Source organism: Neorhizobium sp. SHOUNA12A, assembly GCF_023006505.1.
GTDB lineage: Bacteria > Pseudomonadota > Alphaproteobacteria > Rhizobiales > Rhizobiaceae > Neorhizobium.
The window spans coordinates 79,492-105,930 of record NZ_JALBGV010000012.1 but is presented as its reverse complement, the minus strand read 5'-3'; the positions used below and the strand labels follow the sequence as shown (position 1 = coordinate 105,930).

General features: G+C 61.5%; 25 protein-coding genes. 6 read left to right on the top strand and 19 right to left on the bottom strand.

Features of this window, described 5'->3' with window-relative positions; genetic code table 11:
* The 3 genes from addB to trxA all read left to right on the top strand — a co-directional run.
* Positions 1 to 1,617: double-strand break repair protein AddB (gene addB / locus MOV63_RS08430; protein ID WP_247033271.1), on the top strand; the 1,617-nt coding region annotated here is incomplete at its 5' end.
* Positions 1,610 to 5,155 (top strand): double-strand break repair helicase AddA, encoded by a 3,546-nt coding sequence (gene addA, locus MOV63_RS08425; protein WP_247033270.1) that lies wholly within the window; start codon positions 1,610 to 1,612, stop codon positions 5,153 to 5,155. The genes addB and addA, both read left to right, overlap by 8 nt.
* Positions 5,156 to 5,227: 72 nt before the next feature.
* Positions 5,228 to 5,548 carry a thioredoxin gene (gene trxA / locus MOV63_RS08420; protein WP_038547409.1) on the top strand — a complete coding sequence of 107 codons (321 nt, stop codon included), beginning with the start codon at positions 5,228 to 5,230 and terminating at the stop codon, positions 5,546 to 5,548.
* 81 nt (positions 5,549 to 5,629) lie between these two features.
* Here trxA and MOV63_RS08415 read toward each other — a convergent pair whose 3' ends face one another.
* The 9 genes from MOV63_RS08415 to MOV63_RS08375 all read right to left on the bottom strand — a co-directional run bounded on the left by MOV63_RS08415 (position 5,630) and on the right by MOV63_RS08375 (position 15,194).
* Entirely contained in the window at positions 5,630 to 6,982 is a 1,353-nt protein-coding gene (locus MOV63_RS08415) for a folylpolyglutamate synthase/dihydrofolate synthase family protein (RefSeq protein ID WP_247033269.1), read from the bottom strand.
* Positions 6,983 to 7,015: 33 nt separating this feature from the next.
* Positions 7,016 to 7,912 carry an acetyl-CoA carboxylase, carboxyltransferase subunit beta gene (gene accD / locus MOV63_RS08410; RefSeq protein ID WP_038547403.1) on the bottom strand — a complete coding sequence of 299 codons (897 nt, stop codon included), beginning with the start codon at positions 7,910 to 7,912 and terminating at the stop codon, positions 7,016 to 7,018.
* A gap of 39 nt (positions 7,913 to 7,951) precedes the next feature.
* Entirely contained in the window at positions 7,952 to 8,791 is an 840-nt protein-coding gene (trpA, locus tag MOV63_RS08405; protein WP_038547400.1) for a tryptophan synthase subunit alpha, read from the bottom strand.
* Between the two features lies 1 nt (position 8,792).
* Positions 8,793 to 10,013 carry a tryptophan synthase subunit beta gene (gene trpB / locus MOV63_RS08400; RefSeq protein WP_038547397.1) on the bottom strand — a complete coding sequence of 407 codons (1,221 nt, stop codon included), beginning with the start codon at positions 10,011 to 10,013 and terminating at the stop codon, positions 8,793 to 8,795.
* 11 nt (positions 10,014 to 10,024) lie between these two features.
* Positions 10,025 to 10,681 (bottom strand): phosphoribosylanthranilate isomerase, encoded by a 657-nt coding sequence (locus MOV63_RS08395; protein ID WP_247033268.1) that lies wholly within the window; start codon positions 10,679 to 10,681, stop codon positions 10,025 to 10,027.
* A gap of 702 nt (positions 10,682 to 11,383) precedes the next feature.
* The gene (locus MOV63_RS08390) at positions 11,384 to 12,145 is read right to left on the bottom strand and encodes a M48 family metallopeptidase (RefSeq protein ID WP_247033267.1); all 762 of its coding nucleotides are present in this window, start codon (positions 12,143 to 12,145) and stop codon (positions 11,384 to 11,386) included.
* Between the two features lie 91 nt (positions 12,146 to 12,236).
* Positions 12,237 to 12,659 carry a DUF2852 domain-containing protein gene (locus tag MOV63_RS08385; RefSeq protein ID WP_038547389.1) on the bottom strand — a complete coding sequence of 141 codons (423 nt, stop codon included), beginning with the start codon at positions 12,657 to 12,659 and terminating at the stop codon, positions 12,237 to 12,239.
* 148 nt (positions 12,660 to 12,807) lie between these two features.
* Entirely contained in the window at positions 12,808 to 14,091 is a 1,284-nt protein-coding gene (locus MOV63_RS08380; RefSeq protein ID WP_247033280.1) for a polyhydroxyalkanoate depolymerase, read from the bottom strand.
* A 260-nt stretch (positions 14,092 to 14,351) separates the two neighbouring features.
* Positions 14,352 to 15,194 carry a fumarylacetoacetate hydrolase family protein gene (locus MOV63_RS08375; RefSeq protein WP_247033266.1) on the bottom strand — a complete coding sequence of 281 codons (843 nt, stop codon included), beginning with the start codon at positions 15,192 to 15,194 and terminating at the stop codon, positions 14,352 to 14,354.
* A 154-nt stretch (positions 15,195 to 15,348) separates the two neighbouring features.
* Between MOV63_RS08375 and MOV63_RS08370 the strand changes: the two genes are divergently transcribed.
* Positions 15,349 to 15,948 carry a nitroreductase family protein gene (locus MOV63_RS08370; RefSeq protein ID WP_247033265.1) on the top strand — a complete coding sequence of 200 codons (600 nt, stop codon included), beginning with the start codon at positions 15,349 to 15,351 and terminating at the stop codon, positions 15,946 to 15,948.
* 139 nt (positions 15,949 to 16,087) lie between these two features.
* Here the strand turns inward: MOV63_RS08370 and gyrB are convergent, their stop codons facing one another.
* The 5 genes from gyrB to MOV63_RS08345 all read right to left on the bottom strand — a co-directional run bounded on the left by gyrB (position 16,088) and on the right by MOV63_RS08345 (position 21,416).
* Positions 16,088 to 18,523, bottom strand: a complete 2,436-nt coding sequence (gyrB, locus tag MOV63_RS08365; RefSeq protein WP_247033264.1) for a DNA topoisomerase (ATP-hydrolyzing) subunit B — start codon at positions 18,521 to 18,523, stop codon at positions 16,088 to 16,090.
* A 139-nt stretch (positions 18,524 to 18,662) separates the two neighbouring features.
* Positions 18,663 to 19,028, bottom strand: a complete 366-nt coding sequence (locus tag MOV63_RS08360; RefSeq protein ID WP_038547381.1) for a helix-turn-helix domain-containing protein — start codon at positions 19,026 to 19,028, stop codon at positions 18,663 to 18,665.
* Positions 19,025 to 19,606, bottom strand: a complete 582-nt coding sequence (locus MOV63_RS08355; RefSeq protein WP_247033262.1) for a Smr/MutS family protein — start codon at positions 19,604 to 19,606, stop codon at positions 19,025 to 19,027. Before MOV63_RS08355 ends, MOV63_RS08360 begins: the two co-directional genes overlap by 4 nt.
* A complete protein-coding gene (locus MOV63_RS08350; protein WP_247033259.1) occupies positions 19,603 to 20,721 on the bottom strand; it encodes a murein transglycosylase A in 1,119 nt (372 codons plus the stop codon). The genes MOV63_RS08355 and MOV63_RS08350 overlap by 4 nt, the downstream gene beginning before the upstream one ends.
* Positions 20,718 to 21,416, bottom strand: coding sequence for a Tim44/TimA family putative adaptor protein (locus tag MOV63_RS08345; RefSeq protein WP_038594330.1), 699 nt, complete (start codon positions 21,414 to 21,416; stop codon positions 20,718 to 20,720). The genes MOV63_RS08350 and MOV63_RS08345 overlap by 4 nt, the downstream gene beginning before the upstream one ends.
* A gap of 126 nt (positions 21,417 to 21,542) precedes the next feature.
* Between MOV63_RS08345 and MOV63_RS08340 the strand changes: the two genes are divergently transcribed.
* Both MOV63_RS08340 and secB read left to right on the top strand, forming a co-directional pair.
* The gene (locus MOV63_RS08340; RefSeq protein ID WP_247033257.1) at positions 21,543 to 22,058 is read left to right on the top strand and encodes an FxsA family protein; all 516 of its coding nucleotides are present in this window, start codon (positions 21,543 to 21,545) and stop codon (positions 22,056 to 22,058) included.
* An 85-nt stretch (positions 22,059 to 22,143) separates the two neighbouring features.
* Complete coding sequence (secB, locus tag MOV63_RS08335) at positions 22,144 to 22,620, top strand: protein-export chaperone SecB (protein ID WP_038591599.1); 477 nt, start codon at positions 22,144 to 22,146, stop codon at positions 22,618 to 22,620.
* Between the two features lie 51 nt (positions 22,621 to 22,671).
* On the opposite strand, the gene dnaQ is transcribed toward secB, so the two are convergent.
* The 5 genes from dnaQ to MOV63_RS08310 are packed head-to-tail and all read right to left on the bottom strand — an operon-like array spanning position 22,672 to position 26,277.
* Complete coding sequence (gene dnaQ / locus MOV63_RS08330; protein ID WP_247033255.1) at positions 22,672 to 23,376, bottom strand: DNA polymerase III subunit epsilon; 705 nt, start codon at positions 23,374 to 23,376, stop codon at positions 22,672 to 22,674.
* Positions 23,369 to 23,980 (bottom strand): dephospho-CoA kinase, encoded by a 612-nt coding sequence (gene coaE / locus MOV63_RS08325; RefSeq protein WP_247033254.1) that lies wholly within the window; start codon positions 23,978 to 23,980, stop codon positions 23,369 to 23,371. The genes dnaQ and coaE overlap by 8 nt, the downstream gene beginning before the upstream one ends.
* Entirely contained in the window at positions 23,977 to 24,837 is an 861-nt protein-coding gene (locus MOV63_RS08320) for a shikimate dehydrogenase (protein ID WP_247033253.1), read from the bottom strand. Before MOV63_RS08320 ends, coaE begins: the two co-directional genes overlap by 4 nt.
* A complete protein-coding gene (locus MOV63_RS08315; protein WP_247033252.1) occupies positions 24,830 to 25,423 on the bottom strand; it encodes a Maf-like protein in 594 nt (197 codons plus the stop codon). The genes MOV63_RS08320 and MOV63_RS08315 overlap by 8 nt, the downstream gene beginning before the upstream one ends.
* Positions 25,424 to 25,455: 32 nt before the next feature.
* Entirely contained in the window at positions 25,456 to 26,277 is an 822-nt protein-coding gene (locus MOV63_RS08310) for a pyruvate, water dikinase regulatory protein (RefSeq protein ID WP_247033251.1), read from the bottom strand.
* Between the last annotated feature and the right edge of the window lie 162 nt (positions 26,278 to 26,439).

Here is a 26,439-nt window from a genome sequence, read left to right as displayed (position 1 = left end):
CGCGATCTTGCGCAGCGGCTGGCGAAAGCGGTCGAGCCGCTCGCTTCCGCCCTCGTCCGCCGCCGGCCGGATGGGCGCGGCCTTACGGCAAAACTCACGCTATCCGAATGGGCCGATCGCACCGGCCGCGCGCTTGAAGCGATCTGCATCGATGAACGGCGGGATCTTGCGGCTCTCTGGTCTGGCGAGGCTGGCGAACGGCTGGCCGGGCTGCTCTCCGAAGTCATCGAGACTGACGGACAGATGGAGGCGGACGGTCCGCAATGGATCGATATCGTTATGGCGCTGACAACGGGCGAGGCGGTAAAGCCCCGTTCGCTCAGCCATCCGCGCATCTTCATCTTCGGCACGCTCGAAGCCCGGCTGCAGAGCGTCGATACGATGATCCTCGGCGGGCTCAACGAGGGGTCCTGGCCGGGGCAGACGGTCAACAACCCGTTCCTGTCCCGCACTATGAAGACCGACATGGGCCTGGAACCGCCGGAACGCCGGATCGGCCAGCTTGCCCACGATTTCGAAATGGCCTGCGGGACACGCCATCTGATCCTTTCGCGCTCGATGCGCCAAGGATCCACGCCAACTGTCGCTTCACGCTGGCTGCAGAGGCTGCTGGCCTTGGGTGGACGGCAGTTTGCGGACGAACTCCGGACACGCGGCCATCAGTACCGCGATTGGGCCTCGATGATCGATGCCGGGGAAAACCAGCCGGTCGCTAAGCGCCCGGCCCCGAAACCTCCGGCGGACCTGCAGCCGGTAAAGTATTCCTTCAGCGAGGTTGGACGCCTGCGCCGTGACCCGTATTCGATCTATGCCCGCCGCATCCTGAAACTCGATCCGCTCGATCCGTTCAACCGAGATCCCGGCGCCTCCGAGCGCGGCACGCTCTATCACGCGATCATCGACCGTTATACCCGCGAAGGCCATAAACCCGGTACGCCTGCCGCAAGGGAGGCGATGCGCCGGATCACCGAGGAATTGTTCGACGCCGAACAACTGCCAATCCATATCGACCGCGTCTGGCGGCCCCGTTTTGTCGAAGTCGCCCGCGCGTTCCTGGATTGGGAAGTCGAGCGCGCGCCGGATATCCGCAGGACGATGACGGAAGTCGGGGCCGGCTGGGAGCTGGAGCCAGCCGGTATCCGCGTCACTGGTATCGCGGACCGGATCGATATCAAGGGATCGGGTCTCGCCGATCTCATCGACTACAAGACCGGTCTCAACCCCTCGGTATCCCAGGCTCGGGCGCTGCTCGATCCGCAGCTCGGGCTTGAGGCGGCGGCGCTCAGGGCCGGGGCGTTCAAGGGTGCGGGTTCGCTGACGCCGGACAATCTGCTCTATGTCCGGCTTCGTCCCGGTGATCGGTTCCGGGAGGACAAGGTCAACAACGAGGGGACGAGCGCGACGGCCAAGCGGCAGCCGAAATCGGCGATCGATCTGGCCGACGAATCGATCGAGCAGCTCACCCGCTTCGTGATCACGCTGCGCAATGGCGAAGCCGGCTTCGCATCCCGCCTCGTGCCGATGGCCCAGAATGATTTCGGCGGCGAGTACGACCATCTCGCCCGCGTTGCCGAATGGTCGACGGCTGACGACGAGGAGGCGGAAGCCGATGAGTGACCTGGCTCCCGAAGGCGACGATCCGATCAAGTGGATCGACTGGACGACGGTGCAGCAATCGCTTGCCTCCGATCCCATAAGTTCCGCCTGGGTTTCGGCCAATGCCGGTTCCGGGAAGACGCATGTGCTGACCCAGCGGGTTATCCGGCTGCTGCTCGCCGGTTGTCGGCCCTCGTCCATCTTGTGCCTCACCTACACCAAGGCCGCGGCATCGGAGATGTCGAACCGCGTCTTCCAGCGGCTTTCGGAATGGACGGTGCTTTCCGACGAAGAACTGCGCAAGCGGATCGCCAGCATCGAAGGTGCTGAGCCGGATTTCCTCAAGCTCGCCGAAGCGCGAAGACTGTTCGCCAAGGCGCTGGAAACGCCGGGCGGGCTGAAGATCCAGACCATCCACGCCTTCTGCGAAGCGCTGCTGCACCAGTTTCCGCTCGAAGCCAATGTCGCCGGGCATTTTTCGGTGCTCGACGACCGCGCCGCCTCTGCCCTGCTCGCCGATGCGCGCCGCTCGCTGCTGACGGCGACCTCTGCGGAAGAAGACCCGGTGCTCGCGGAAGCCTTTGCGCATGTGCTGGATCTCGGAGACGAATTCGGGCTCGAAACGCTGCTCGGCGACATCATCGCCAAGCGCACCGCCATCCGCCGCTTCATTGCCCATGCCGAACGGCACGGCGGCATCGGCGTAGAACTCAAGCACGCCTTGGGGCTCGGCCCGGCCGATACGGAAGACAGTATCGCAGCCGGCTACTGGCCGCTGCCCGGGCTTTCCGGCCTGACGCTCGATCTCTATCTGGCGCTCGCCGACCAGAAGGGCGGCCAGAAGGTCACGGACGTGGCCTATGGTCTCCGTCTTGTCGCCAAGGAGCCGGATGTCCTGAAGCGAGCCCAGCATCTCGACCAGATCTTTCTCACCCGCGAGGGCAAGCCGAAAGCCGACAGTTCGCTGATCGCCAAGGCGATGACAACGACGGCACCAGAACTGGCCGATGCCGTGGCCACCGCCCGCAACCACGTCGTCGCTTGCCGCGACCGACTGCGGCTGGTCCGGATGTTCCTCGCTACCAAGGCGGCGCTGACGCTGGCGCAACGCCTCAACGACGATTACGAAGACCTGAAGAAACAACGCAGCCTGCTCGACTTCGAGGACCTGATCGCCCGCACCGCCGATCTTCTGACCCGCGACGGCGTCGGCGCCTGGGTGCATTACAAGCTCGACCAGGGAATAGACCACATTCTCGTCGACGAGGCGCAGGACACCAGCCCGATCCAGTGGACGGTGATCAAGTCGCTGGCGGAGGATTTCTATTCCGGCGCCAGCGCCCGCGAGACCCGCCGCACCATCTTTGCCGTCGGTGACGAAAAGCAGTCGATCTATTCCTTCCAGGGGGCCCGGCCGGAACGGTTTGCGGAAGAACGCAGCGAGACGGAAAAACGGGTGCGGGCCAGCGACCAGGCCTTCCACTCGGTGCGGCTGCCCCTCTCCTTCCGCTCCACGGCCGATGTGCTCGCAGCCGTCGACCAGGTGTTTTCTCTGGAGGAGAATTTTCGGGGCCTCAGCGCGCTGGGCGAACCGGTGCAGCACCGCTCCAACCGGATCGGCCACCCGGGCGCTGTCGATCTCTGGGACGTGGTAGTGCCGGAAGTCGCCGGGCAGGAGGAAGACTGGACGGCGCCTTTCGATTCGACGCCCGACAAGGCGCCTTCCGCCATTCTCGCCGGCCGGATCGCCAACCGGATCGAGGAGATGATCGGCAAGGAAACGATCATTGAAAAGGGCGTCGAACGGCCGATCGAGGCCGGTGACATCCTCGTTCTGGTCCGAAAGCGCGACGCCTTCGTCAATGCACTGACCCGGGCACTGAAACGCCGCGACAATATTCCCGTCGCCGGCGCCGACCGGCTGCGGCTGACGAGCCATATCGCGGTGCAGGATCTCCTGGCGCTTGGCCGCTTTCTGCTGCTGCCGCAGGACGATCTTTCGCTGGCGGCGCTGCTCAAGAGCCCGCTCTTCAATCTCTCCGAGGAGGATGTCTTCGAAGTCGCGGCACTGCGGGTCGAGAACATCAGTGCCTGGACGCAACTCAACCGTCTGAGCGACGAACAGCCGCTCCGGTTCCGCGATGCGGCCGACCGGCTTCAGCACCTTCTCAGCCTCTCGCGGCAGCTCAGCCCGCACGATCTGTTTGCCCGGATTCTCGGCGCGCAGGGCGGGCGGCGGAAATTCCTTGGCCGGCTCGGGACCGAGGCCGGTGACATTCTCGACGAGTTCCTGACTTTTGCGCTCGACCACGAGACCAATGGATTGCCGGGCCTGCAGGCCTTCATCTCGACGCTGGAAATCGAATCGCCGGAGGTGAAGCGCGAACAGGACGGCGGTCGCAACGAGGTGCGGATCATGACCGTGCACGCCTCCAAGGGCCTGGAGGCGCCGGTGGTGTTCCTCGTCGACAGCGGCTCGAAGGCGTTCATTTCCTCGCATGTGCCAAAATTCCGGCTGCTCCGGATCGGTGGTGACAGCGTGCCGGCCTGGGTTCCGGGCAAGATGCTGACCAATGCGATGACATCAGCCGATGACGATCGGATCAGGACCTCGACCGAGGAGGAATATCGCCGGCTGCTTTATGTCGGCATGACGCGAGCCGCCGACCGGCTGATCGTCTGCGGCTATCGCGGCAAGATCGACAATCCAGATACCTGGCAGTCGATGATCTCCAAGGCGCTTGCCGCAGACGAACATCATTGCAGCGCGGCGGAGTTTCAGGGTTCCGACGACCAATGGGGCGGTTTCAGGTGGCGCCTCCCGGCCGCTCCCGGCCGGGCACCGAAGACTGCGCACAAGGAGGCCGCGGCAGCGGACAGAAGGCCGCTTCCGGCAAGCCTCTCCCGCCCCCTGCCGGCGCAAAAGATCCTGCCGCGGCCGCTCAGCCCTTCCGGCGCCGGCACGATGATCGATGACGATGCGGACGACCTGATCGTCACTTCGCCGCTGTTTGCCGATCAGAAGGACAGTGCCGGGCTGGCGCTGCAGAAGGGCAAGCTGGTCCACCGCATGCTGCAGATGCTGACGGATTTTCCAGAGCCCGAACGTGTCTCTGCCGCCCGCCGTTATGCGGACCGCGCCGCCCGTTTCTGGCCGGTGGCGGAGCGCGAAAAGCTCGTCGCCAGCGTCATGTCGGTGCTTTCGCACGCCGAACTCGGGCCGGTCTTTTCGCAGCGCAGCCAGTCGGAAGTCTCGATCATGGGTACGCTGGCGCTCGAGGGCCGTGACTACGCGATCTCCGGCCGCATCGACCGGCTGGTGGTGACCGAGAACCGGGTGATCATCCTCGACTACAAGACCAATCGCGTGCCGCCGAAAACGTTGGAGGACGTGCCGCTTTCGCATCGGGCGCAGCTCGCCATCTATTGCGAAATCCTGCGGCCGCTTTATCCGGCGAAAAGTTTCGAATGCGTGCTGGTCTATACCGAGTCGGCGCAGGTGGTTACGCTGCCTGCGGAACTGCTGTCACGCTCGCTTGCGGAACTCAAAACAAAGTGAGATAGCGGCCATTGAAAACTTTGAGCGGGAAGCTCACATTTACACCAACAGAGAATCGTGAAGGAGAGCCCTATGGCTACCGTTAAAGTCGATAACAGCAACTTTCAGGCCGAAGTCCTCGATGCAGCCGAGCCGGTGATCGTGGATTTCTGGGCTGAATGGTGCGGCCCCTGCAAAATGATCGGTCCGAGCCTCGAAGAAATTTCGAACGAGCTCGCCGGCAAGGTGAAGGTCGTCAAGCTGAATATCGACGAAAATCCTGAACTGGCTGCCCAGTTCGGCGTGCGTTCGATCCCGACGCTTGCCATGTTCAAGGGTGGCGAAGTGGCCGACATCAAGGTTGGCGCCGCTCCGAAGACCGCCCTTTCGGCCTGGATTTCCAGCGCCGCCTAACTTCCAGTCGCATGCCCGCATAAAAAAGCCCGGCTGATCCCTGCAGCCGGGCTTTTTCTATGTCGGTCGCGCCCTTCCCGGTCAGGTCGGCGGGGTGCCGTTGTCGGCAAGTACGTTGCCGGCGAAATAAAGCGAACCGCCGATCAGGATGCGCGGCGGCGGAGCGCCCGGCACCTGGCGGCGGGCGATTTCCTGCAACGCCTCGGCCGTGGAGCCGGCGGGCTCGGCCACCAAGCCCGCATCGAAGGCGGCATGGGCTAGAACCACCGGGTCGAGACCCGATTCGCTGCCGCGGATGCGCACGGTGAAGACGTGTTCGGCGATATCGGCAAAGGCACGGAAATAGCCGATCGGGTCCTTGGTGTTGATCATGCCGGCAATGATATAAAGCGGCCGGGCCTGGCGTTCCTCGAAGGATGCCATCGCCTCGGCGATCACCTCGCCGGCGCCGGGATTGTGCCCGCCATCCAGCCAGATTTCGGAGCCTTCGGGCGCATATTGCAGCAGTTTGCCTTCGGTCAGCTTCTGGAGGCGGGCCGGCCATTCGACGGTCGCCATCGCCTTTTCCATCATCGCTTCGGTGACCGTGAAGCCGGCAGCCTTGACGGCGCGGATGGCGGCGGCGGCATTGGCGTATTGGTGACGCCCCGGCAGGCGTGGCAAAGGCAGGTCGGCAAGACCGAACTCATCCTGGTAGATCAGCCGGCCGAATTCCTCATGGGCCGAAAATTCCTGGCCGTAGACGGCGGTCGGACAGCCGAGCCGCTCGGCGGTCGAGATCAGCACGTCGCGGGCCGCTTCAAATTCCTGATGGCCGATGACGACGGGACGGCCGCGCTTCATGATCCCGGCCTTTTCGGCGGCAATCAGTTCGACGCGGTCGCCGAGATAGGCCTGGTGGTCGAGCGAGATCGGCATGATGACCGAAACCGCAGGATCTGAAATGACATTGGTGGCATCGAAACGACCGCCGAGGCCGACTTCGAGGATCACCGCATCGCCAGGCTGTTCGGAGAACAGGAGGAAAGTCGCCGCTGTGAGGATCTCGAAGACGGTAATCATCTGGCCGTTATTGGCCGCCGCGATGCGTCGTAACGCATCCGCCAGCATCTCGTCGCCGACGATCCGGCTGCGGCCGCCCTTGACGCCGATCCGATAGCGTTCATGCCAGTTGACGAGATGCGGGGACGTGTGGACATGCGTGGCGTAACCGCCTGCCTCGAGCAGGGCACGGCAGAAGGCGGTCACGGAGCCCTTGCCATTGGTGCCGGCCACATGGATGACGCGCGGCAGCTTCCTGTGCGGATTGCCGAGTATCTCGAGCAGGCGGGTGATCCTGTCGAGCGAAAGATCGAAACCCTTCGGATGAAGGGTCATCAGTCGTTCAATTTCCCGCTCGGCCTCGCTCACAACGGGCTCGTTCATGGTGGTCATCCCGCCGCTCCGGCTCTCGATGCTCTCTCTCGGTCAGGCGCTGAGCGCGATGGGCGCCGGAAGCACTTCCTGAACAGGCTGTTTCGTCAGCATCTTCAGGATCTTGGCCAGTGTCGATGGAATCTCGTGGCGCTTTACCACCATATCGACCATGCCATGCTCCAGCAGGTATTCCGACGTCTGGAAGCCTTCAGGCAGCTTTTCGCGCAGCGTCTGTTCGATGACGCGCTTGCCGGCAAAGCCGATTTCGGCGCCGGGCTCGGCAATATGGACATCACCCAGCATGGCGTAGGAGGCGGTGACACCGCCGGTCGTCGGGTTGGTGAGCACGACGATATAAGGCAGGCCTGCTTCCTTCAGCATGTCGACCGCAACCGTGGTGCGCGGAAGCTGCATCAGCGACAGGATGCCTTCCTGCATGCGAGCGCCGCCGGAGGCCGGGAAGATCACCAGCGGGCATTTTTCGGTGAGCGCCCGTTCGCAAGCCCGGACGATCGCCTCACCAGCCGCCATGCCGAGCGAACCGCCGATAAAGTTGAATTCATGCACGACGGCGACCAGCTTCAGGCCCTGGACCTCGCCGAGGCCGGCGAGAATCGTGTCTTCCTGCTCGGTCTTGACGCGACTATCCTTCAGGCGATCGGCATAACGCTTGGAATCGCGGAATTTCAGCGGATCCTGGGCGACCTTCGGCTGCGGCAACGCTTCGAAGACACCGCCATCGAAAAGATCGACGAGGCGGGCCTTGGCCGGCATCTTCATGTGGAAGCCGGAAGCGGGGATGACCCACTTGTTCTCTTCCAGGTCCTTATGAAAGACCATCTCGCCGGTTTCCGGGCACTTGATCCAGAGATTTTCCGGAACGTCCCGGTTGGGACGACCGAGCATGGAGTTGATGCGCGGCCGGACGTAATTGGTGATCCAGTTCACTTGGCGTACTCCCGATTAACTGAAGCCTAATGTGGGAAACTATTCGGCGGCAACAAGGCGGGCAGCGCGCACGCCGGTTGCAAGACCGCGAACCAGGGTTGCGACCGCAGCGACGGTATCCGGACCAGCCTTGCCATCCTTGGTGAGGCTTCCGGCGATCTGGCTGACGATTGCCGAGCCGACAACGACGCCATCCGCCGCAGCGCCGATTGCCTTGGCGTGATCCGCGGTCTTGACGCCGAAACCGACGCAGACCGGCAGAGCCGTGTGGCCCTTGATGCGCTTGACGGCTCCGCCGATCAGCGACGGATCCGGAAGGGCCGATCCGGTAATGCCGTTCATCGAGACGTAATAGACGAAACCCGACGTGTTCTTGAGAACGGCCGGAAGGCGCTTGTCGTCGGTGGTCGGGGTGGCGAGGCGGATGAAGTTGACGCCCTTGGCCAGTGCCGGGATGCAAAGCTCGTCATCCATTTCCGGCGGCAGATCGACGACGATCAGGCCGTCGATGCCCGACGCAATCACGTCATCGAGGAATCTCTCGACGCCGTAGACATAGATCGGGTTGTAGTAACCCATCATCACGATCGGCGTTTCGGTATCGGTTTCGCGGAAACTGGCCGCAAGCTTGAGCGTCTTTGCGAGCGTCTGACCGCCCTTCAGGGCGCGCTGACCGGCCATCTGGACCGCCGGGCCATCGGCCATCGGATCGGAAAACGGCATGCCGAGCTCGATCAGATCGGCACCGGCATCAGGCAATGCCTTCATGATGCCGAGCGAGGTTTCGAAATCCGGATCGCCGCCCATGATATAGGTGATCAGCGCGGGGCGACCCTCGGCCTTCAGGGCCGCGAAACGTTTGTCCATACGAGCGGTCATATCAAAGCTCCATGCCGAGAATCTTGCCGACGGTGAAGATGTCCTTGTCTCCACGGCCCGACAGATTCATCAGGATGATTTCGTCCTTGCCCATCTTCGGGGCGCGCTTGATCACTTCGGCGAGCGCATGGCTCGGCTCCAGCGCCGGGATGATGCCTTCGAGACGGGTCAGCATCTGGAAAGCGTCGAGCGCTTCGTCATCCATGATCGGCACGTATTCGGCGCGCCCGATGGAATGCAGCCAGCTATGCTCCGGACCGATGCCCGGGTAATCGAGGCCGGCCGAAATCGAATGGCCTTCGAGGATCTGGCCGTCGCCATCCTGCAGCAGATAGGTACGGTTGCCATGCAGGACGCCCGGCGATCCGGCAGTGATCGAGGCGCAATGATCGACGCCCTGGAGGCCACGGCCGCCAGCTTCGACGCCGACGATCCGGACGCTTTTGTCGTCCAGGAACGGATGGAAGATGCCGATCGCGTTCGAACCGCCGCCAACGGCGGCGATGACGACATCCGGCAGCCTGCCTTCGGCTTCCAGCAACTGGGCGCGGGCTTCGGTGCCGATCACCGACTGGAAGTCGCGGACCATTTCCGGATAGGGATGCGGGCCGGCGGCGGTGCCGATCAGGTAATAGGTGTCGTCGACATTGGTGACCCAGTCACGCAACGCCTCGTTCATGGCGTCCTTCAGCGTGCCGTGACCGGCGGTCACCGGGCGGACTTCAGCACCGAGAAGCTTCATGCGGAAAACGTTCGGCGCCTGGCGCTGAACGTCGGTCGCACCCATGTAGACGACGCAAGGGAAACCGAAGCGGGCGGCAACGGTCGCCGACGCGACGCCATGCTGGCCGGCGCCGGTCTCGGCGATGATTCGGGTCTTGCCCATGCGCTTGGCGAGCAGGATCTGGCCAATGCAGTTGTTGATCTTGTGCGAACCGGTATGGTTCAGCTCTTCGCGCTTGAAATAGATCTTGGCGCCGCCGAGATGTTCGGTCAGACGCTCGGCGAAATAAAGCGGGCTCGGACGGCCGATGTAATGGGCGCCGAGATCAGCCAGTTCCTTCTGGAAGGAGGGATCGTTCTTCGCCTTTTCCCATTCGCCCTGGAGATCCAGGATCAGCGGCATCAGCGTTTCGGCGACAAAGCGCCCGCCGAAAATACCGAAACGGCCATCCTCGTCGGGGCCGGCACGGAACGAATTGGGTTGTGGCGTCTCGTTCACTCTCTACTCCCTCACGCGCCCTTTCGACCCGCCTCTGCGACGGCATCGAAAAAGGCATCGATCATTCCAAGGTCCTTGATGCCCGGCGCGCTTTCCACGCCGGACGATAAGTCGATACCGCTTGCCCGCGTCGATTTGAGGGCAATAACGGCATTATCCTTGTTCAATCCTCCCGAAAGCATGTAATCCACGCCCTCGTCAAGGGAAGCCATCAGGCTCCAGTCGAAGGAAATGCCGTTGCCACCCGGCAATTCGGATCCGGCGGGCGCTTTGGCATCGAAAAGAAAGCGATCGGCAACGCCGATATAAGGATCGATCCGGTCGAGATCGCCAGCTTCCTTCACGGAAAATGCCTTCATGACCGGCAGACCGAAAAGCGCTTTTACCTGCAGAACCCGTTCCGGGCTCTCATTGCCATGCAGTTGCAGGATGTCCGGCCGCACCATCGAGACGATGTCGTCGAGTTCCTCGTCGTCGGCATTAACGGTCACCGCGACGAGCTTCACCCGCCCGCGGACTCGATCGGCGAGGTCTCCGGCCAGGTCCGGTTCCACATAACGCGGGCTCTTGGCGAAAAAGATGAAGCCGATATGCGAGGCGCCCCGCGCCACGGCGCGATCAACAGCCTCGGGGGTTTTCAACCCGCAAATCTTGATATCAGGTTTCATGAGGTGCGGAGTGGCATGAAATTCCGCCGGAGTCGAGGCAAATCATAGCAGACGGAGTGACCCCTTGGCGATCCTGGTTATTTTCGTCTTCGGGTTCTCCCCGAGGATCGGCCGGGACACGTCGTGTGCCTCGAATTGAAATTTAATAATGACACGCGACGTGCCCCGTTCGGTGTGTTTTTCCGCGCAACTCCGGTCCCTCTGCGGCGGTATGGTCTTGCGTCCTTGCGGAATGCCATACCGGGTTGTGTGCGACACACGCACGCCCCGCCTCAGAGCGAGAGGGAGACCATTTTCTGCGCAGCCCCTGGCGACCCACCTGCATGACGGCAGATCATCAAGGCACCGGTCCCGTCTCGCCGGTCATGCGGGCCGGTGTAGCCGAAACGGGACGGGTGGATTGTAGGCACGGGGTCGAGGGGTGGGGATGAGCGAGGGTGTATTTTTATGCTTTTGTTTCCCAAGTGACTGATTTGCCTAAGCACCCCCCCTCTGCCCTGCCGGGCATCTCCCCCCTCAGGTGGGGAGATCACAAGCGGCACGCTCCCCGCCTCCAAAACGCCGCCGCGAAAAATATGACGCTCAATGGAGGACTGTGAGCAGGCTCCCAGCCAATCTCCCCCTTGAGGGGGAGATGCCCGGCAGGGCAGAGGGGGGTGCCACGTCCGCCGCTGCCGACCGCCTTTCGCGCTTCCTTCTTCGTCACTCGAAATCAATCGCATGTAGTTGGGACCCATGCTGTTTCAGCCATTTTCGGGCCTCTTCCATGCGCGGGCAGAGCTCTCGGCACAGCGCCCAGAATTTCGGGCCGTGGTTCATCTCCTTCAGGTGCGCCACTTCATGGGCGGCGAGATAATCGATGACGAGAGGCGGGGCCATGACGATGCGCCAGGAAAAACTGAGGTTTCCGTCCCAGGAACAGGAGCCCCAACGGCTGCGGGTGTCCTTCATGGAGACCGATTTGACCGGTTTGCGGATGCCGGCGGCGTGGCGGGCGACCAGCACTTCGAGATCCTTGCGCGCTTCCTTCTTGAAGAAGGCGGAGAGCCGCCGGCCCATGTGATCCTCGAGGCCGCTGACCCGCAGCACCGGTTCGCCATCGACCAGCACCGCTTCGGTGAGGCCGCGCAGCGTGCCGGTATGTTCGATCCGATGGGGCACGCCGCGAAAGGCGATGCGGCCGCCTGATCGGATCGGGTTATCGGCCGAAAATTTGGCGAGCTTGGTGAGGAGCCAGCCCTGGTGACGGTCGAGGAAATCGTCGATCTCGCGCTTCAGCAGACCCGCTGGCACCGTAAGGTTGAGCGCGCGGCCGCCGGGTTCGATCCTGAGCGTGATGCGGGTGGCGCGGCGGTTTTCCCTGATCGTCAGCGGCATCGCCCGATCACCGACATCAAGGGTCCGCTTCACCGTTTCGAGCGGTTTCGGCTTGGAGCGGACTGGCTTTTTCAGAAGCGCGAACATGGACCCTTTCTAGCCGATTCCTTTCCATAAGAAAGCCGGCGTCTAAACGACGCCGGCTCCCCATCACGTTTCACGTGAATCCCTGGGAGGATCAGAGATCGACAACCGGGTTTTGACCGGAGGAACGGTTCTGCCGCTCGCGCATGAAGCGGTCGAATTCTTCCTGGTCCTTGGCGCGGCGAAGCTCGCGGACATAGTTGTCGAATTCTTCGCGCATCTCATCCAGCTTGCGGCGCTCTTCCTCGATCCGGTCGATCTCGGTCTTGCGCCAGTCGTCAAAGGCAACGTTGCCGGTGGTGAAATGCGTGTTGTAGCGGGATTTCGCCCGACGGCAGCCGGCGAACATCCGGTCGGCGCGGTGGTTGGCATCACGCTTGAAGCCGCGGAGCCTCTCCCCGAACAGAATGTAGGCGAGCATGGCAAGGCCGAGCGGCCAGAAAACGACGAAACCGAGCACCATGAGCGCGATGGTAGCCGGCGTCCACTCCGGACGAATCAATGCTGACTGGTTCATTGGTCACACCCTGATGTTTCAGCGGGTGGCCACATGCCAGCCCGACTGAATTCGATTTGGTGAGCCCATGATCCGCCTTCAAGAAGACGGATCATTAAATTCAAGAAGATGCTGAAATATAAACCAGAATTCGAAGACGCGACCGGACTTAGCCGGCCTTGCCGCCCTTGATGACCCGCTTGACCGGAGTCTTCTTGATCACAGACCTGGCATGTTTCTGGGTGAAGGCAACGATGCGAGGCGCGATCTCGCGGCGGAAACGCGAGCCGTTGAACACGCCGTAATGGCCGACATCCGGCTGCATGTAATGCAGGCGCATGTCATCGGGGATATTGGGGCAGATGGTCTGCGCCGCATTGGTCTGGCCGAGACCGGAGATATCGTCGTTCTCGCCCTCGACGGTCAGAAGCGCCACCTGACGGATGAGCTTAGTATCGACCGGTACATTCCGGTGCATCATCTCGCCCTTCGGCAGTGAATGCTTGATGAAGACCGTGTCGACCGTCTGGAGGTAGAATTCCTCGGTGAGGTCCATGACCGCCAGATATTCGTCGTAGAACTCGCGATGCTTCTCGGCAGACTCGCCGTCGTTCTTGACGAGGTGCTGGAAAAATTCCTTGTGGGCGCTGACATGGCGGTCAAGGTTCATCGACATGAAGCCGGACAATTGCAGGAAGCCCGGATAGACGCGGCGCATGAAACCCGTATGCGGCCACGGCACGTTCATGATGACGTTATCGCGGAACCATTCGATCGGATGTTCTTCCGCAAGCTTGTTGACGGCGGTCGGGTTGATGCGGGTGTCGATCGGACCGCCCATCAGGATCATCGAAGCCGGAACCATCTGGTCGCGCTGCGATTCCATCACCGCCACGGCAGCCAGCACCGGGACGGAAGGCTGACAGACCCCGATGACATGGGCGCCGGGGCCGATCGCATGCAGCATCTCGATGATGTAGTCGATATAGTCGTCGAGATCGAAGCGGCCGTCGGTGATCGGCACCATGCGGGCATCGATCCAGTCCGTGATGTAGACGTCCGCGCTCGGCAGCAGCGCTTCCACGGTGCCGCGCAGCAGCGTCGCATAGTGGCCGGACATCGGCGCAACGATCAGGATCTTCTGATCCGGGGCACGACCGGTGGGCAGATCGCGGCGGAAATGCAGGAGATTGCAGAAAGGCTTGGTCCAGACGATCTCTTCCGTTACCGCGACGGTCTCACCATCGACAGTCGTGAAGGGGAGATCGAAGGCCGGCTTGCCGTAACGGCGCGTGACGCGCTCGAAGACTTCAAGGCTGGCGGACAGCGTGCGGCCCATCGTGGTGTGGGAAAACGGATTGAGCGGATTGGAATAGAAGAAGTGCATGGCATCCGCGGCGGCGCGGACGGGAGCCATCGCGGCGTGGTTCATCTCGTAGAACTGATAGAACATCGACGTGCTACCTTTCGTGATTTCCGACAGCGCATTCGACAGGGACATCGAACCGATCGGTTCAGGAGCAGTGTGAGGATAGGCAAGCACTTTTCTATTGCGATGCAACATTATGGGGAATACCGGCTGAATTGGCCAAGAGGAAGGCGGGGCGGCAGATCATTCTGCTGTCTTGAGAATGACATGTAAGCCTTAAAGTTCCACCTTCCAAGCCTGGTTAAGGACTCATGCCCGCCGGCGGGCATGAGTCCTCCTATTATTTAGACGTCAGCAACGAAGGTCTGGCGCTGGGTGCCGAGGCCGTCGATGCCGAGTTCGACGACTTCGCCGGGTTTCAGGAAGCGCTGCGGCTTCATGCCGAGGCCGACGCCCGGAGGCGTGCCGGTGGAGATGATGTCGCCCGGATGCAGCGACATGAACTGGCTGAGGTAGGAGACGAGATAACGGACGCCGTAGACCATCGTCTTCGTGGATCCGTTCTGCATCTTCTCGCCATTGACCGTGAGCCACATGCCGAGGTTCTGCGGATCGGCGATTTCGTCCTTGGTGACGAGCCAGGGGCCGATCGGGCCGAAGGTGTCGCAGGACTTGCCCTTGGTCCACTGGCCCGAGCGCTCGCTCTGGAAGGCGCGTTCGGAAACGTCGTTGGTCAGGCAGTAGCCGGCGACATAATCCATCGCATCAACTTCCGAGACATATTTCGCAGTCTTGCCGATGACCACCCCGAGCTCGACTTCCCAGTCTGTCTTCTGGGAACCACGCGGGATGACCACGTCGTCGTTCGGGCCGACGATGGCGGAGGTCGCCTTCATGAAGATGATCGGCTCAGGCGGTACGGTCGCGCCGGTTTCGGCCGCGTGGTCGGAATAGTTGAGGCCAATACAGATGAACTTCCCGGTGCCGGCGACGCAGGCGCCGATGCGGGTCGGCTGCAGTTCGGGCAGGCTTTCCGGATCGAGAGCGGCGATCCTGGCAAGGCCTTCCGGGGAAATCGCAGGTCCGGCGATGTCGGCGACATGGCCGGACAGATCGCGGATCTTGCCCTTGTTGTCAAAAAGTGCCGGCTTTTCATGGCCCGGCTCACCAATGCGCATCAGTTTCAAAACATGGTCCTCCATTTATCGAGGAGGTTTATGAAACATGCGCCACGGCTTGTCACCCCCGTTTTCAGCCAACCAGAAGTCTGTTGCCAACCAGGTCGCCGGGCTTATTGTTAATGTTAAACCTACTCACGACCTGCAATTTCGGAGAATGCCCATGACCAGCAGCAACAGCCGCGACTCGGAGTTTCCGATCGATACATTTTTCCTCGACCGCTGGTCGCCGCGGGCGTTTACCGAGGAGACGATCGATCAGGCTACCATGCTGACGATCCTCGATGCCGCTCACTGGGCGCCCTCCTCCGGCAACAACCAACCCTGGCGTTTCATCTATGCGCTGCGCGGCACGCCATCTTTTCCGGTGCTCGTCGACATTCTTTCGCCGGGTAACCAGCGCTGGGCGCAGAACGCGGCAGCGCTGATGATCGTCGTCTCGAAGACCTATCGCGTGGCAAGCAATGGCGAGCGCCGGCTCGCCTATACCCATTCCTACGATACGGGTGCCGCCTGGTTCTCGGTGATCTGCCAGGCGATGAAACTCGGTTATCACGCGCATGGCATGGAGGGTTTCGACAAGGAAAAGGCCGTCGAAGTGCTTGGCATTCCGGAAGGTTACCGGGCCGAGGCAGCGGCTGCGATCGGCCGGATGGCCGACAGAACCACCCTGCCCGACGATCTTGCCGAGCGGGAATTCCCGAGCAAGCGCAAGCCGGTTTCGGAAATCGCCTTCGAAGGAAAATTTACCGGAGAGCCCTGAGCGCCGGCGATCTCTCGAAATTGTTTCACGTGAATCCCTATCCACAGAAAAGATTCACGTGAAACACTTTTGAACTGGACAAACAAAAAGCGGCGGCCCGATCCGGACCGCCGCTTTCATTGTTAATGAAGCTTAGACCTCAGATGTCGAGGTTGGCAACGCTCAGGGCGTTATCCTGGATGAACTCGCGGCGCGGTTCGACTTCGTCGCCCATCAGGCGTGAGAAGAGACCATCGGCATCGGTCGCATCGTTCACCCTGACCTGCAGCAGCGAGCGGACGTTCGGATCGAGCGTCGTTTCCCAGAGCTGCTCGGCATTCATCTCGCCGAGGCCCTTGTAACGCTGCATGGAGAGGCCCTTGCGGCCGGTTGCGAAGATCGATTCCAGGAGGGCGCGGGGGCCGGACATTTCCTGCTGGCCGTCCTTGCGCGTGAGGACCGGCGGGGTGCGGTAGATTTCCTGCAGGCGCGGGGTCATCTGGTCGATATGGCGGGCATCGGCCGAGCCGATCAGCGCCACGTCAACGGCCGCGACTTCCTTGACGCCGCGCACCATCCGCTCGAAACGCAGGCCGCCCTCGTCGGTCACATGGCCTGACCAGCCGCGTTCGGTCTCCTCGGCGATCATATCGAGGCGACGAGCGACTTCGTCGGCGGTCTGCTGGGCCCGTTCGTGATTGTCGGTAAGCTCCGGATTGAGCGCACCGGCGATCGCAGCCTGTTCGATGATCGAGCGGCTATAGCGGGAATGCAGGCCCTCGACCAGGCTGCGCAGGCGCAGTGCATCCTGGATGACTTCGCGCATATCCTGGCCGGCACGCACTTCACCGGAACCGAGCGTCAGGGTCGCTTCCTCAAGGCCCATGGTGATCAGGTACTCTTCCAGCGCACCTTCGTTCTTCAGGTACTGGATCGACTTGCCGCGGCTGACCTTATAGAGCGGCGGCTGGGCGATATAGATATGGCCGCGTTCGATCAGGTCCGGCATCTGGCGGAAGAAGAAGGTCAGAAGCAGGGTGCGGATATGGGCGCCGTCAACGTCGGCGTCCGTCATGATGATGATCTTGTGGTAACGCAGCTTGTCGGCGTTGAACTCGTCCTTGCCGATCGACGTGCCGAGCGCGGTGATCAGCGTGCCGATTTCCTGGCTTCCGAGCATCTTGTCGAAACGAGCACGCTCGACGTTGAGGATCTTGCCGCGGAGCGGGAGGATCGCCTGGTTCTCTCGCGAACGACCCTGCTTGGCGGAACCGCCGGCGGAATCGCCCTCGACGAGGAAAAGTTCGGACTTGGCCGGATCGCGCTCGGAGCAGTCGGCAAGCTTGCCGGGCAGCGAGGCGATGTCGAGCACGCCCTTGCGGCGGGTCAATTCGCGGGCCTTGCGGGCGGCTTCGCGGGCGACGGCAGCTTCGACCACCTTGCCGACGAGGATCTTCGCTTCGGTCGGATGTTCTTCAAACCAGGTGCTCAGCGCTTCGTTCATCAGGCTTTCGACCACCGGCCGAACTTCCGACGACACGAGCTTGTCCTTGGTCTGCGACGAGAACTTGGGGTCGGGCACCTTGACGGAAAGTACGGCGGTCAGGCCCTCGCGGCAGTCTTCTCCCTGCAGCGTTACCTTTTCCTTTTTGGTGATACCGGAACTATCCGCATAGGACGTCACCTGGCGCGTCAGCGCGCCCCGGAAGCCGGCCATATGGGTGCCGCCATCGCGCTGGGGAATGTTGTTGGTGAAGCAGAGCATGTTTTCGTGGTAGCTGTCGTTCCACCACATGGCTACTTCGACCGTCATGCCGTCCTTCTCGCCCTTGATGGCGACGGGCTTGTCGACCAGCGGCTTCTTGGAGCGATCGAGATAACGGACGAAGGCTTCGAGACCGCCGTCATACAGCATCTCTTCCTCCTTGATGTCCGGCTTGCGCTTGTCCGTTAGCCGGATTCTAACGCCGGAATTCAGGAAGGCCAGTTCGCGCAGGCGATGCTCGAGCGTGCCATAGTCGTATTCGGTCATCGTGAAGGTGTCGGAGCTGGCGAGGAAGGTGACCTCGGTTCCGGAACGGCCTTCGTATTCGCCGATGACTTTGAGCGGTCCGTCGGCGACACCATGTGTGAAGGAAATCTCGTGGAGTTTGCCATTGCGGCGAATGCGCAGTTTCAGCCAGACGGACAATGCGTTGACGACCGAGACACCGACGCCGTGCAGACCGCCGGACACCTTGTAGGAGTTCTGGTCGAACTTACCGCCCGCATGGAGCTGGGTCATGATCACTTCGGCAGCGGAGACGCCTTCGCCGGTGTGAATGTCGGTCGGGATGCCGCGTCCGTTGTCCGTGACGGTGATCGAACCGTCGGCATTAAGGGTCACGGTAACCAGGTCGGCATGACCGGCAAGCGCTTCGTCGATCGCGTTGTCGACGACTTCGTAGACCATGTGGTGCAGGCCGGAGCCGTCGTCAGTATCGCCGATATACATGCCGGGGCGCTTGCGCACTGCATCAAGGCCCTTCAGAACCTTGATCGAGTCGGCACCGTATTCGGCACTCGCGCCATTATCGCTGACGGGTGTATCGGTCATCAATTATCTTCCAATTCGTTTGAGATGCCGGTGAAGCGAATCACCGGCTATTCCACCCTCAGAATATAGGGAAATCGGGGCGGTTTCTAAAGGTTGAGCCTCGCCAATACGGCATGAAAGCCGTGGATGCGTAGCGAATTCAGCCTCGCATCTCGGCTTTTTTGAGGAGCGTGTCCATTTCCTCTATCACGTCGGGCGGTAAAGAGCGAATCCGCTGCGCCAGACGGTTGGCAAAGCCGGTGTATGATGGCGGCAGACCCGCGGTATCGAGCACGACTTTCGGATGGGACGCTTCGGCCAGCCGGAAAAGTTCTTCCGCCTCGTCCCAGATGACGTTGAAATAACCGGCGATCCGCTGCAGCAGTTCGAACGTCGGACGACCACGCTTTCCATGCTCCAGGGCGGAAAGATAGGCAGGCGTGACGCCGATCGCCTCGGCAAGCTCGCGCTGGGTGATGCCCTTGCGGCGGCGCAGCTCTCTCAACGCATGACCGAAGGGAGTCATTCCCGATCTCCGCGGCTGCGGGAAAGCCGCACATACATGGCGCCCTCTCCGCCGTGATGGCGCGCAGCCCATTCATAAGAGGAGATCAGGAAGCGGAACTCGGCTTTCGAAAACCACAGGGGCACGGCGCGTCGGAGCGCGCCTTCGCTACCCATCGAACTGCCCTTGCCGGTGATCACCAGAACATGGCGGAGCCCGCGTTCATGGGCCCGCAGCAAAAAGTCGAGAAGCAGGTCGTGGGCCTCGCCCTGAAATAGTCCGTGCAGATCGAGCCGGGCGTCGATCGGCAGCCGGCCCTTGGCGAGCTTTTTCTTGACGGGCTTTTCGAGCGGCTGATGAGAGCCTACGGGGCGCCTGGAGGGGACGGCAACCGGAAGTTCGACCGCATAACTTTCCTGCCGCGGCGCGGGTTTCGGCTTTTTCGCTTCGACAGCCGCTTCCTCCGCGGCAATCTTTGCGGCCTCCGCTTCCTCGAATTGCAGGATCTCCTTCATACGGCCGGGCAAGGCGCGGGCCGACTTCGCGACCCTTCCCCACAATATCCGCTCTTCCGGATCGAGTTTGCGACCGCCCTTCATCTGCCGTACCTGACAGACGCTGCCTTGGGGATGAGAATATAGAAGTCCGCATCGTTGCGCACGGTTCCGGCAAGCTCGCCCGCCTCGAAGCCTGAGCCGGTAAAAATGTCACCGCGCGCCGGTCCAACGATCGCCGAGCCAGTATCAAGCGCCAACATCAGCCGCGCGAAGGGTTTGCCGCCATCCATATGGGTCAGCGTCTCGGAACGGATAAAGAAGGGAAAACCGAACGTGTGGATCTGGCGATCGACCGCCAGCGAGCGCCCCGGGATCAGCGGCACCTTGGCGGCGGCCACCGGTCCGAGCGACGGATCGGAGACATCCGCTTGCCGGAAGAAGATGTATGAACGATTGTGCCAAAGCACTTCATCAACCTTAGCCGGATTCTCAGCCAGCCAGGTTCGGATGCTCTGCATGGAAATCTTCGCAGGATCGATCTCGCCACGGTCGATCAGCAGCCTGCCGATCGGCGAGAACGGATGACCCGCCTTGGCGGCATAGGTGATCCGCCGGATGTTGCCGTCCGGATATCTCAGCCTCGCGGCGCCCTGAACGTGGATGAAGAAGACATCGACCTTGGATTTCGCGTAGGCGATCTCCAGGCCGCGGCCTTCGAGCAAACCACGGTCGATCTCGCCGCGATCCGGATAAGGCTCGATTCCGTCAGGTGTCTGCCGGCCAAACATGTAGCCGGAGTCCAATCCTGCCGGACGGTTGCCGTCGTCGAGATCAATGAGATCGTCCGGGCGATAATAGAAAGGATGCGCCCAGACCTCGTCCCGCGTTTCCGAGACCTCTATTTCCGGCTCATAAAAAGCGGTAACGAAACCGCGCCGGCCGTCGCTGCGCGCGATCAGGAAGGGTGTGCAATGGGTTTCGAAAAAGGCCCTGGCGGAAACGCCATCGCCCGGGAGGTCCCGGGCGGCTTCGATGAGGGTGCCGAGTTCTTCGGCGGTCAGGCCGAGGGAACCGGTGCGGTATGGCTTGACCTTGCGGATATGCTCAAGCGACGCGCGCATGCCGGCAAACAGTGCCGTCGGATCGTCATCGCCCCACCCCGCAAGATCGGAGAAGGGTACCGGCCGTAGAGTATAATCCGCAGAGATCACGGTCATTGTTCGGATTCGGTGGCGACCAATCTCCAGTTCGGATCGCGGGAGTGGATGTCGCGGGCGAAGGTCCAGATGTCGGTGACTTCGGCCACGGTTTCCTGGTCGCCGTCGATCAGTGCGCCGGCCTTGTCATAGGTGGCGGAAATCAGCTGACTGACGATGCGGACGGTGATCTGCTCCTCGGCATCCTTGACCGCGGCATGGGTGATATCCGCCTTGTCGATGCCGACGAAGGTGGACTTCACCACTTCGCCGCGGGATTCCCGGTCGGTGATCGCCGTATCGAAACCGTCGAAAACCTCTTTCGAAAGAAGGCCTTTCAGCGTCTTCCGGTCGCCGTCGGCAAAAGCCATGACAATCATCTCGTACGCCATGCGGGCGCCATTCAGAAATTCGCGGGGACGGAAAGCGGGATCGGACTTGACCAGTTCGCGCAGCGCGGCGTTAAGCGGCGTAGCCGGCTTGGCGAGAGCGTCGACATCCGCATAACGCTGCTCGTCCTCCGTGGCGTCCCGGCGCGGCAGGGTCACGACCTTGCTGTCGTCCCCGCCTGGGTTTTTTGCGACGTCGCGGGGGCTGTAAGGATCGAACGGCGGCTTCTCACTTCCCGTCCGGCGTCCGAGCACACTGCGCAGTTGCAGGAAGATCAGAACCGCTGCGACGAGGAAAAAGAGTGTTATAAAGTCGTTAGAGCCCATCTTAACCCGCATTTGGCGTTTAAAAGTTCGGTGCAGTTTCTCATATAGTCTGCATACGCCTATCATTCAAATGGCGAAGACGTTAGCGCTTTGCGCACTTCTGGATATCACGACACAGGGAATACCATGCGCTTCTTTCTCGTGCCGCTTCTTCTTATCGGCTGGCCGCTCGCCGAAATCGCGGGCTTTGTGCTGGTCGGCAAAGCACTCGGCCTCTGGGCGACGCTCGGCCTGGTGATCGGTACGGCGGTGCTCGGAGCCATCCTGCTGCGCAACCAGGGCACCCAGATCCTGAGACAGATTTCCACCGAGAGCCGCGACGGCCGCGCACCCGGCCGCGCACTGATCGACGGGGCGATGATCGTCGTTGCCGGCATCATGCTGCTGCTGCCCGGTTTCATCACCGACATCATCGGGCTTGCGCTGTTCATTCCCTTCGTGCGCAGCCTGATCTGGTCTGTGATCGGCCGGCGTATCGTCGTTGTCCGTTCGCAACGCAGCAAGAGCTATCGCTACGAAAGCCCGAGGCCTTCGCCGGAGGCCAACAAAACCGGGCCGGTGGTCGATCTCGACGAGCAGGACTACCATCGCGATCCCGATCCCTCCTCGCCCTGGGCCGGACCTAAAAGCAAGGAACCTTGAGCGGTTCAGCCCGTTGGCCAGGGTTGTAAGCCCACAAGCGAAATGTTAGAGGGCCTCAACGCTCCAAAGCCTCGAGGAAATCCCAATGGCAGATGATAACAACCAGGCCGAAACCCCGTCCCTCAACATCCTGGCGCAATACACCAAGGATCTCTCCTTCGAGAACCCGGGCGCTCCGCGCTCGCTGCAGGCGCGCGACAAGGCGCCGGCGATCAACATCAATGTCAACGTCAATGCCAATCCGCTTTCCGACGCCGATTTCGATGTTATCCTGACGCTGAACGCCGAAGCCAAGGAAGGCGACAAGATCGTCTTCGCGGCCGAGCTGGTCTACGGCGGCGTTTTCCGCATCACGGGTTTCCCCCAGGAGCACATGCTGCCGCTCCTCTTCATCGAGTGCCCGCGCCTCCTGTTCCCGTTCGCCCGCCAGATCATCGCCGACGTAACCCGCAACGGCGGTTTCCCGCCGCTGATGATCGACCCGATCGATTTCGCACAGATGTTCACGCAGCGCATGGCCGAAGAACAGGCCCGCTCCAAGGTCCAGGCGCTCGACAGCTGAGATCGGATTTTTCGATTTGACGAAAGAGCCCGGGTTTCGACCTGGGCTTTTTTATTGGGCCTGCTTGTACTTCAGCCAGACCGCCTTGTCCTTCAGCGACGTGACCATGGCTGCATGCGCTTCGATCTCGGTTTCCGTCAGCCGGCGGTCAAGCGGCCGCGGGCGGCCGGTCACCGCCACCACGACTTCATCGACCTCGATCACCGTCGCAGACCGTTCGTTGCCCATCAGGCCGAGCGCCGTCTGACGGCCGCCCGTCATCTCGATATAGACTTCGGCGAGCAGTTCGGAGTCGAGCAGCGCGCCGTGCTTGGTGCGGTGGGCGTTGTCGATGCCGTAACGGCGGCAGAGCGCATCAAGCGAATTCGGACCCATCGGGTGTTTGCGGCGGGCCATGGCCAGAGTGTCGATGACCTGGTCGGACATCACCGGCGGCAGGCCGAGGCGACCGAACTCCGCATTCATGAAGCCCATGTCGAAGGTCGCATTATGGGCGATCCACTTGGCGCCATCGAAGAACTCGATGATCTGCTGGACGACATCGCCGAAGCTCGGCTTGTCCTTCAGGAACTCGTCGGTAATGCCATGGACCGCAAGCGCGTCCGGATGAACCTTGCGGTCGCCCGGATTGATGTAGAGATGAAGCGTCCTGCCGGTCGGAAAATTGTTGATCAGCTCAATGCCGCCGATTTCGATCACCCGATCGACCTTCGATTCGAGGCCTGTGGTTTCCGTATCGAAGATGATCTCACGCATTTGGCTTTTTCTCGCTCATCTTTCCGGCCTTCAGAGACGCGATGATCTCGCGTACCCGTTCCCTCGCCGCTTCCAGTCCAAGGCCCGTATCGACGAGAAAATCGGCTCTTTTGCGTTTTTCCGCATCGGGCATCTGGCGGGAGAGAATCATCGCCAATTTTTCCTCCGTCATGCCGGGACGCGCAAGCACCCTGTCGCGCTGTATCTGTGGATCGCAGGTGACAACAACAATAACATCGGCGCGATCCTCGCCCTTCACTTCGAAGAGAAGCGGAATATCGAGGAGCACGAGGTCGGTACGGGCCTCCCTGTGGCGCGACAGGAAATCGACTTCACGCTTGCGGACCAGCGGATGGACGATCGCTTCGAGGGCCTGGAATTTCTCGGGCGCGGTCGAAAGCTGCCGGGACAGTTCCTGGCGGTCGATGACGCCATCCCTGACCGTGCCCGGAAACGCTTCACCGACGGGTGCCACTGCATCGGTGCGGTAGAGATCATGGACGACGGCATCGGCGTCATTCACCGGGACACCCTCTTCCGCGAACATTTTCGCAGTCGTGGACTTTCCCATTCCTATGGACCCGGTGAGGCCGATGACGATCATCCGTGTTTTTCCATATCGGCGATGACAAGGTCCCGAAGAGTTTTATCGACAACCGGGCGACGGCCGAACCATTTTTCGAAGCCGGGCACAGCCTGGTGCAACAGCATGCCGAGCCCGTCGACGGTCGCGAAACCCTGTTCTTCGGCCTGAGTAAGCAGCGGCGTTTTCAAGGGTACGTAGACGATATCGGTGACGACTGCGCCGGACGCCAGCGGTGAGAAGTCAATCTCCGGCGCTTCGCTGCCGTCCATGCCAAGCGATGTCGTGTTCACAAAAAGGCCTGCGCCGGACATGACCTCGTCAAGCGCTTCGACAGGATGGGCATGGACTTTCGAACCAAAGCGATCGGCGAGTTCCTCGGCCCGTGAAACAGTCCGGTTGACCACGTGGATCTCACTGACGCCGCGATCCCGTATCGCCTGGATGACAGCGCGGCTTGCACCGCCGGCGCCGAAGATGACCGCACGGCCGGTGCTGTCCCAGCCTGGATGACGGTCGTCGAGATTGGCGGTAAAACCGTGGCCGTCAGTATTGGCGGCATGCAGTAGTCCGTCTTCCATCCAGAGCGTGTTCGATGCCCCGAGTTCTTCGGCAAGATCATCCGGCCGGTCAGCCAGCTTAAAGGCAAGTTCCTTATGGGGAATGGTGACATTGCCGCCGCGAAAACCGGAGCTCCCGTCTTTCAGCGATTGGATGAAGGCGGGAAAATCGGCTTCTGTGACAGCCTCAGCCGTGTAGGACCCGGCAATGCCGAACTGTTTCAGCCAGTGACCATGGATCAGCGGCGAGCGTGAATGCTTCACCGGCCAGCCGGTTACGAAAGCATTAACCAAAAATGTTTCACGTGAATCAGCCATCGATCGCTCCCAATTCGCGCAGCTTCTCGAGGAGCGGCAGCATGGGCAGGCCGAGGATGGTGAAATAATCACCCTCGATCCTTGAAAACAACTGGATACCCTCCCCTTCGAGCTGATAGGCCCCGACGCTCCCGTAGACCTTTTCGCCGACCCGCGACAGGTAGCGATCGACGAAGGTTTCGTTCAGCGCGCGGACGGTCAGGTCCGCATGCGCGACTTGCTCCCAGACGATCTCGTGATCACGCGTAAAAGCAATTGCACTGTTCAGTCGATGGGTCTTGCCTGAAAGGGAAAGCAGATTCTCTTTCGCTTCGGCAAGGGTCTTCGGTTTGTGATAAACCCGGCTTCCGAGCGACATGGTCTGATCCGAGCCGATCACCAGCGCGCCCGGGAAATGGCGTGTCACATCCACCGCCTTTGCCTTGGCAAGCGTCAACGCCACCTGGTCAGGGCTTGCGCCTTCCAATCCGGCCTCGATCTTTCGCTCGTCGATCTCGGCCGCACGGCTTTCAAACGTCAGGCCGGCATTTTCCATCAGCATCCGGCGGAAGGGGCTGGAGGAGGCAAGTACGAGGGGCGCTGTCACGAAAATCTCCCAAAGGCTGCGAGCGGATTCGCTTAACGCAGCTTCGGGCGCAGCGCAACGATTGCGGCGGCCGTCTCCTCGATCGACCGGCGCGTCACATCGATGACCGGCCAGTTCTGGCGAGCGCAGAGCGCGCGGGCATATTTCAGTTCCTCATTGATCGTCGCGCGGTCCGTATAGTGGCGCCGGTCGAAACCCTGGGTGACGCCGAGCTCGCGGTTTTCGCGCACCTGGCTGATCCGGTCGGTGGTCGCAATGAGACCAACGATCAACGGATGGGTCGCCCGGTACAGGCTATCGGGCAGTTCCACACCCGGCACGATCGGAATGTTGGCGGTCTTGATGCCACGATTGGCGAGATAGATGCTGGTCGGGGTTTTCGAAGTGCGGCTGATGCCGATCAGCACGACATCCGCCTCATCATAATCCTCCGGCATCTGGCCATCGTCGTGATCCATGGTGAAATTGAGCGCTTCGATGCGCTTGAAATAATCCGCATTGAGTGCGTGCTGGGCGCCAACCCGACGGCGCGATGGGGCGCCGAGATAGGCCTGGAAGGTCGCCATGACCGGTTCGAGAACATTGACGCAAGGAAGGCCCATTTCCCGGCATCGCTGATCGATGAGTTCGGCCAGTTCCTGATCGACGATGGTATAAAGGACGATGCCCGGCTCGCGGTCGAGCGCTTCGAGCACGGCCAGCAACTGTTTGCGGTTGCGGATCAGCGGATAGACATGCTCCACCGCTAGCGACGACTGGAATTGCGCCGAGGCCGCCCTGCCGGCGGAGATGAGAGTCTCGCCCGTCGAGTCAGATATGAGATGCAGATGGAAGAAGTTTTTTCTGTTCTCCACGCTAAACTTAACCCTTTGTTGATAACTCGGGAGAGACCATTGGGTTCTCCCAGGCCGGAACCAGGCCTCGGGAAAACCGCCCGGTTTTCCACATTCGCAGTTCCTGCGGATGCGGATCAGGCCTGCTTGTGCGTTCTGGGGATAGGCTCTTCGTCGCTCTTT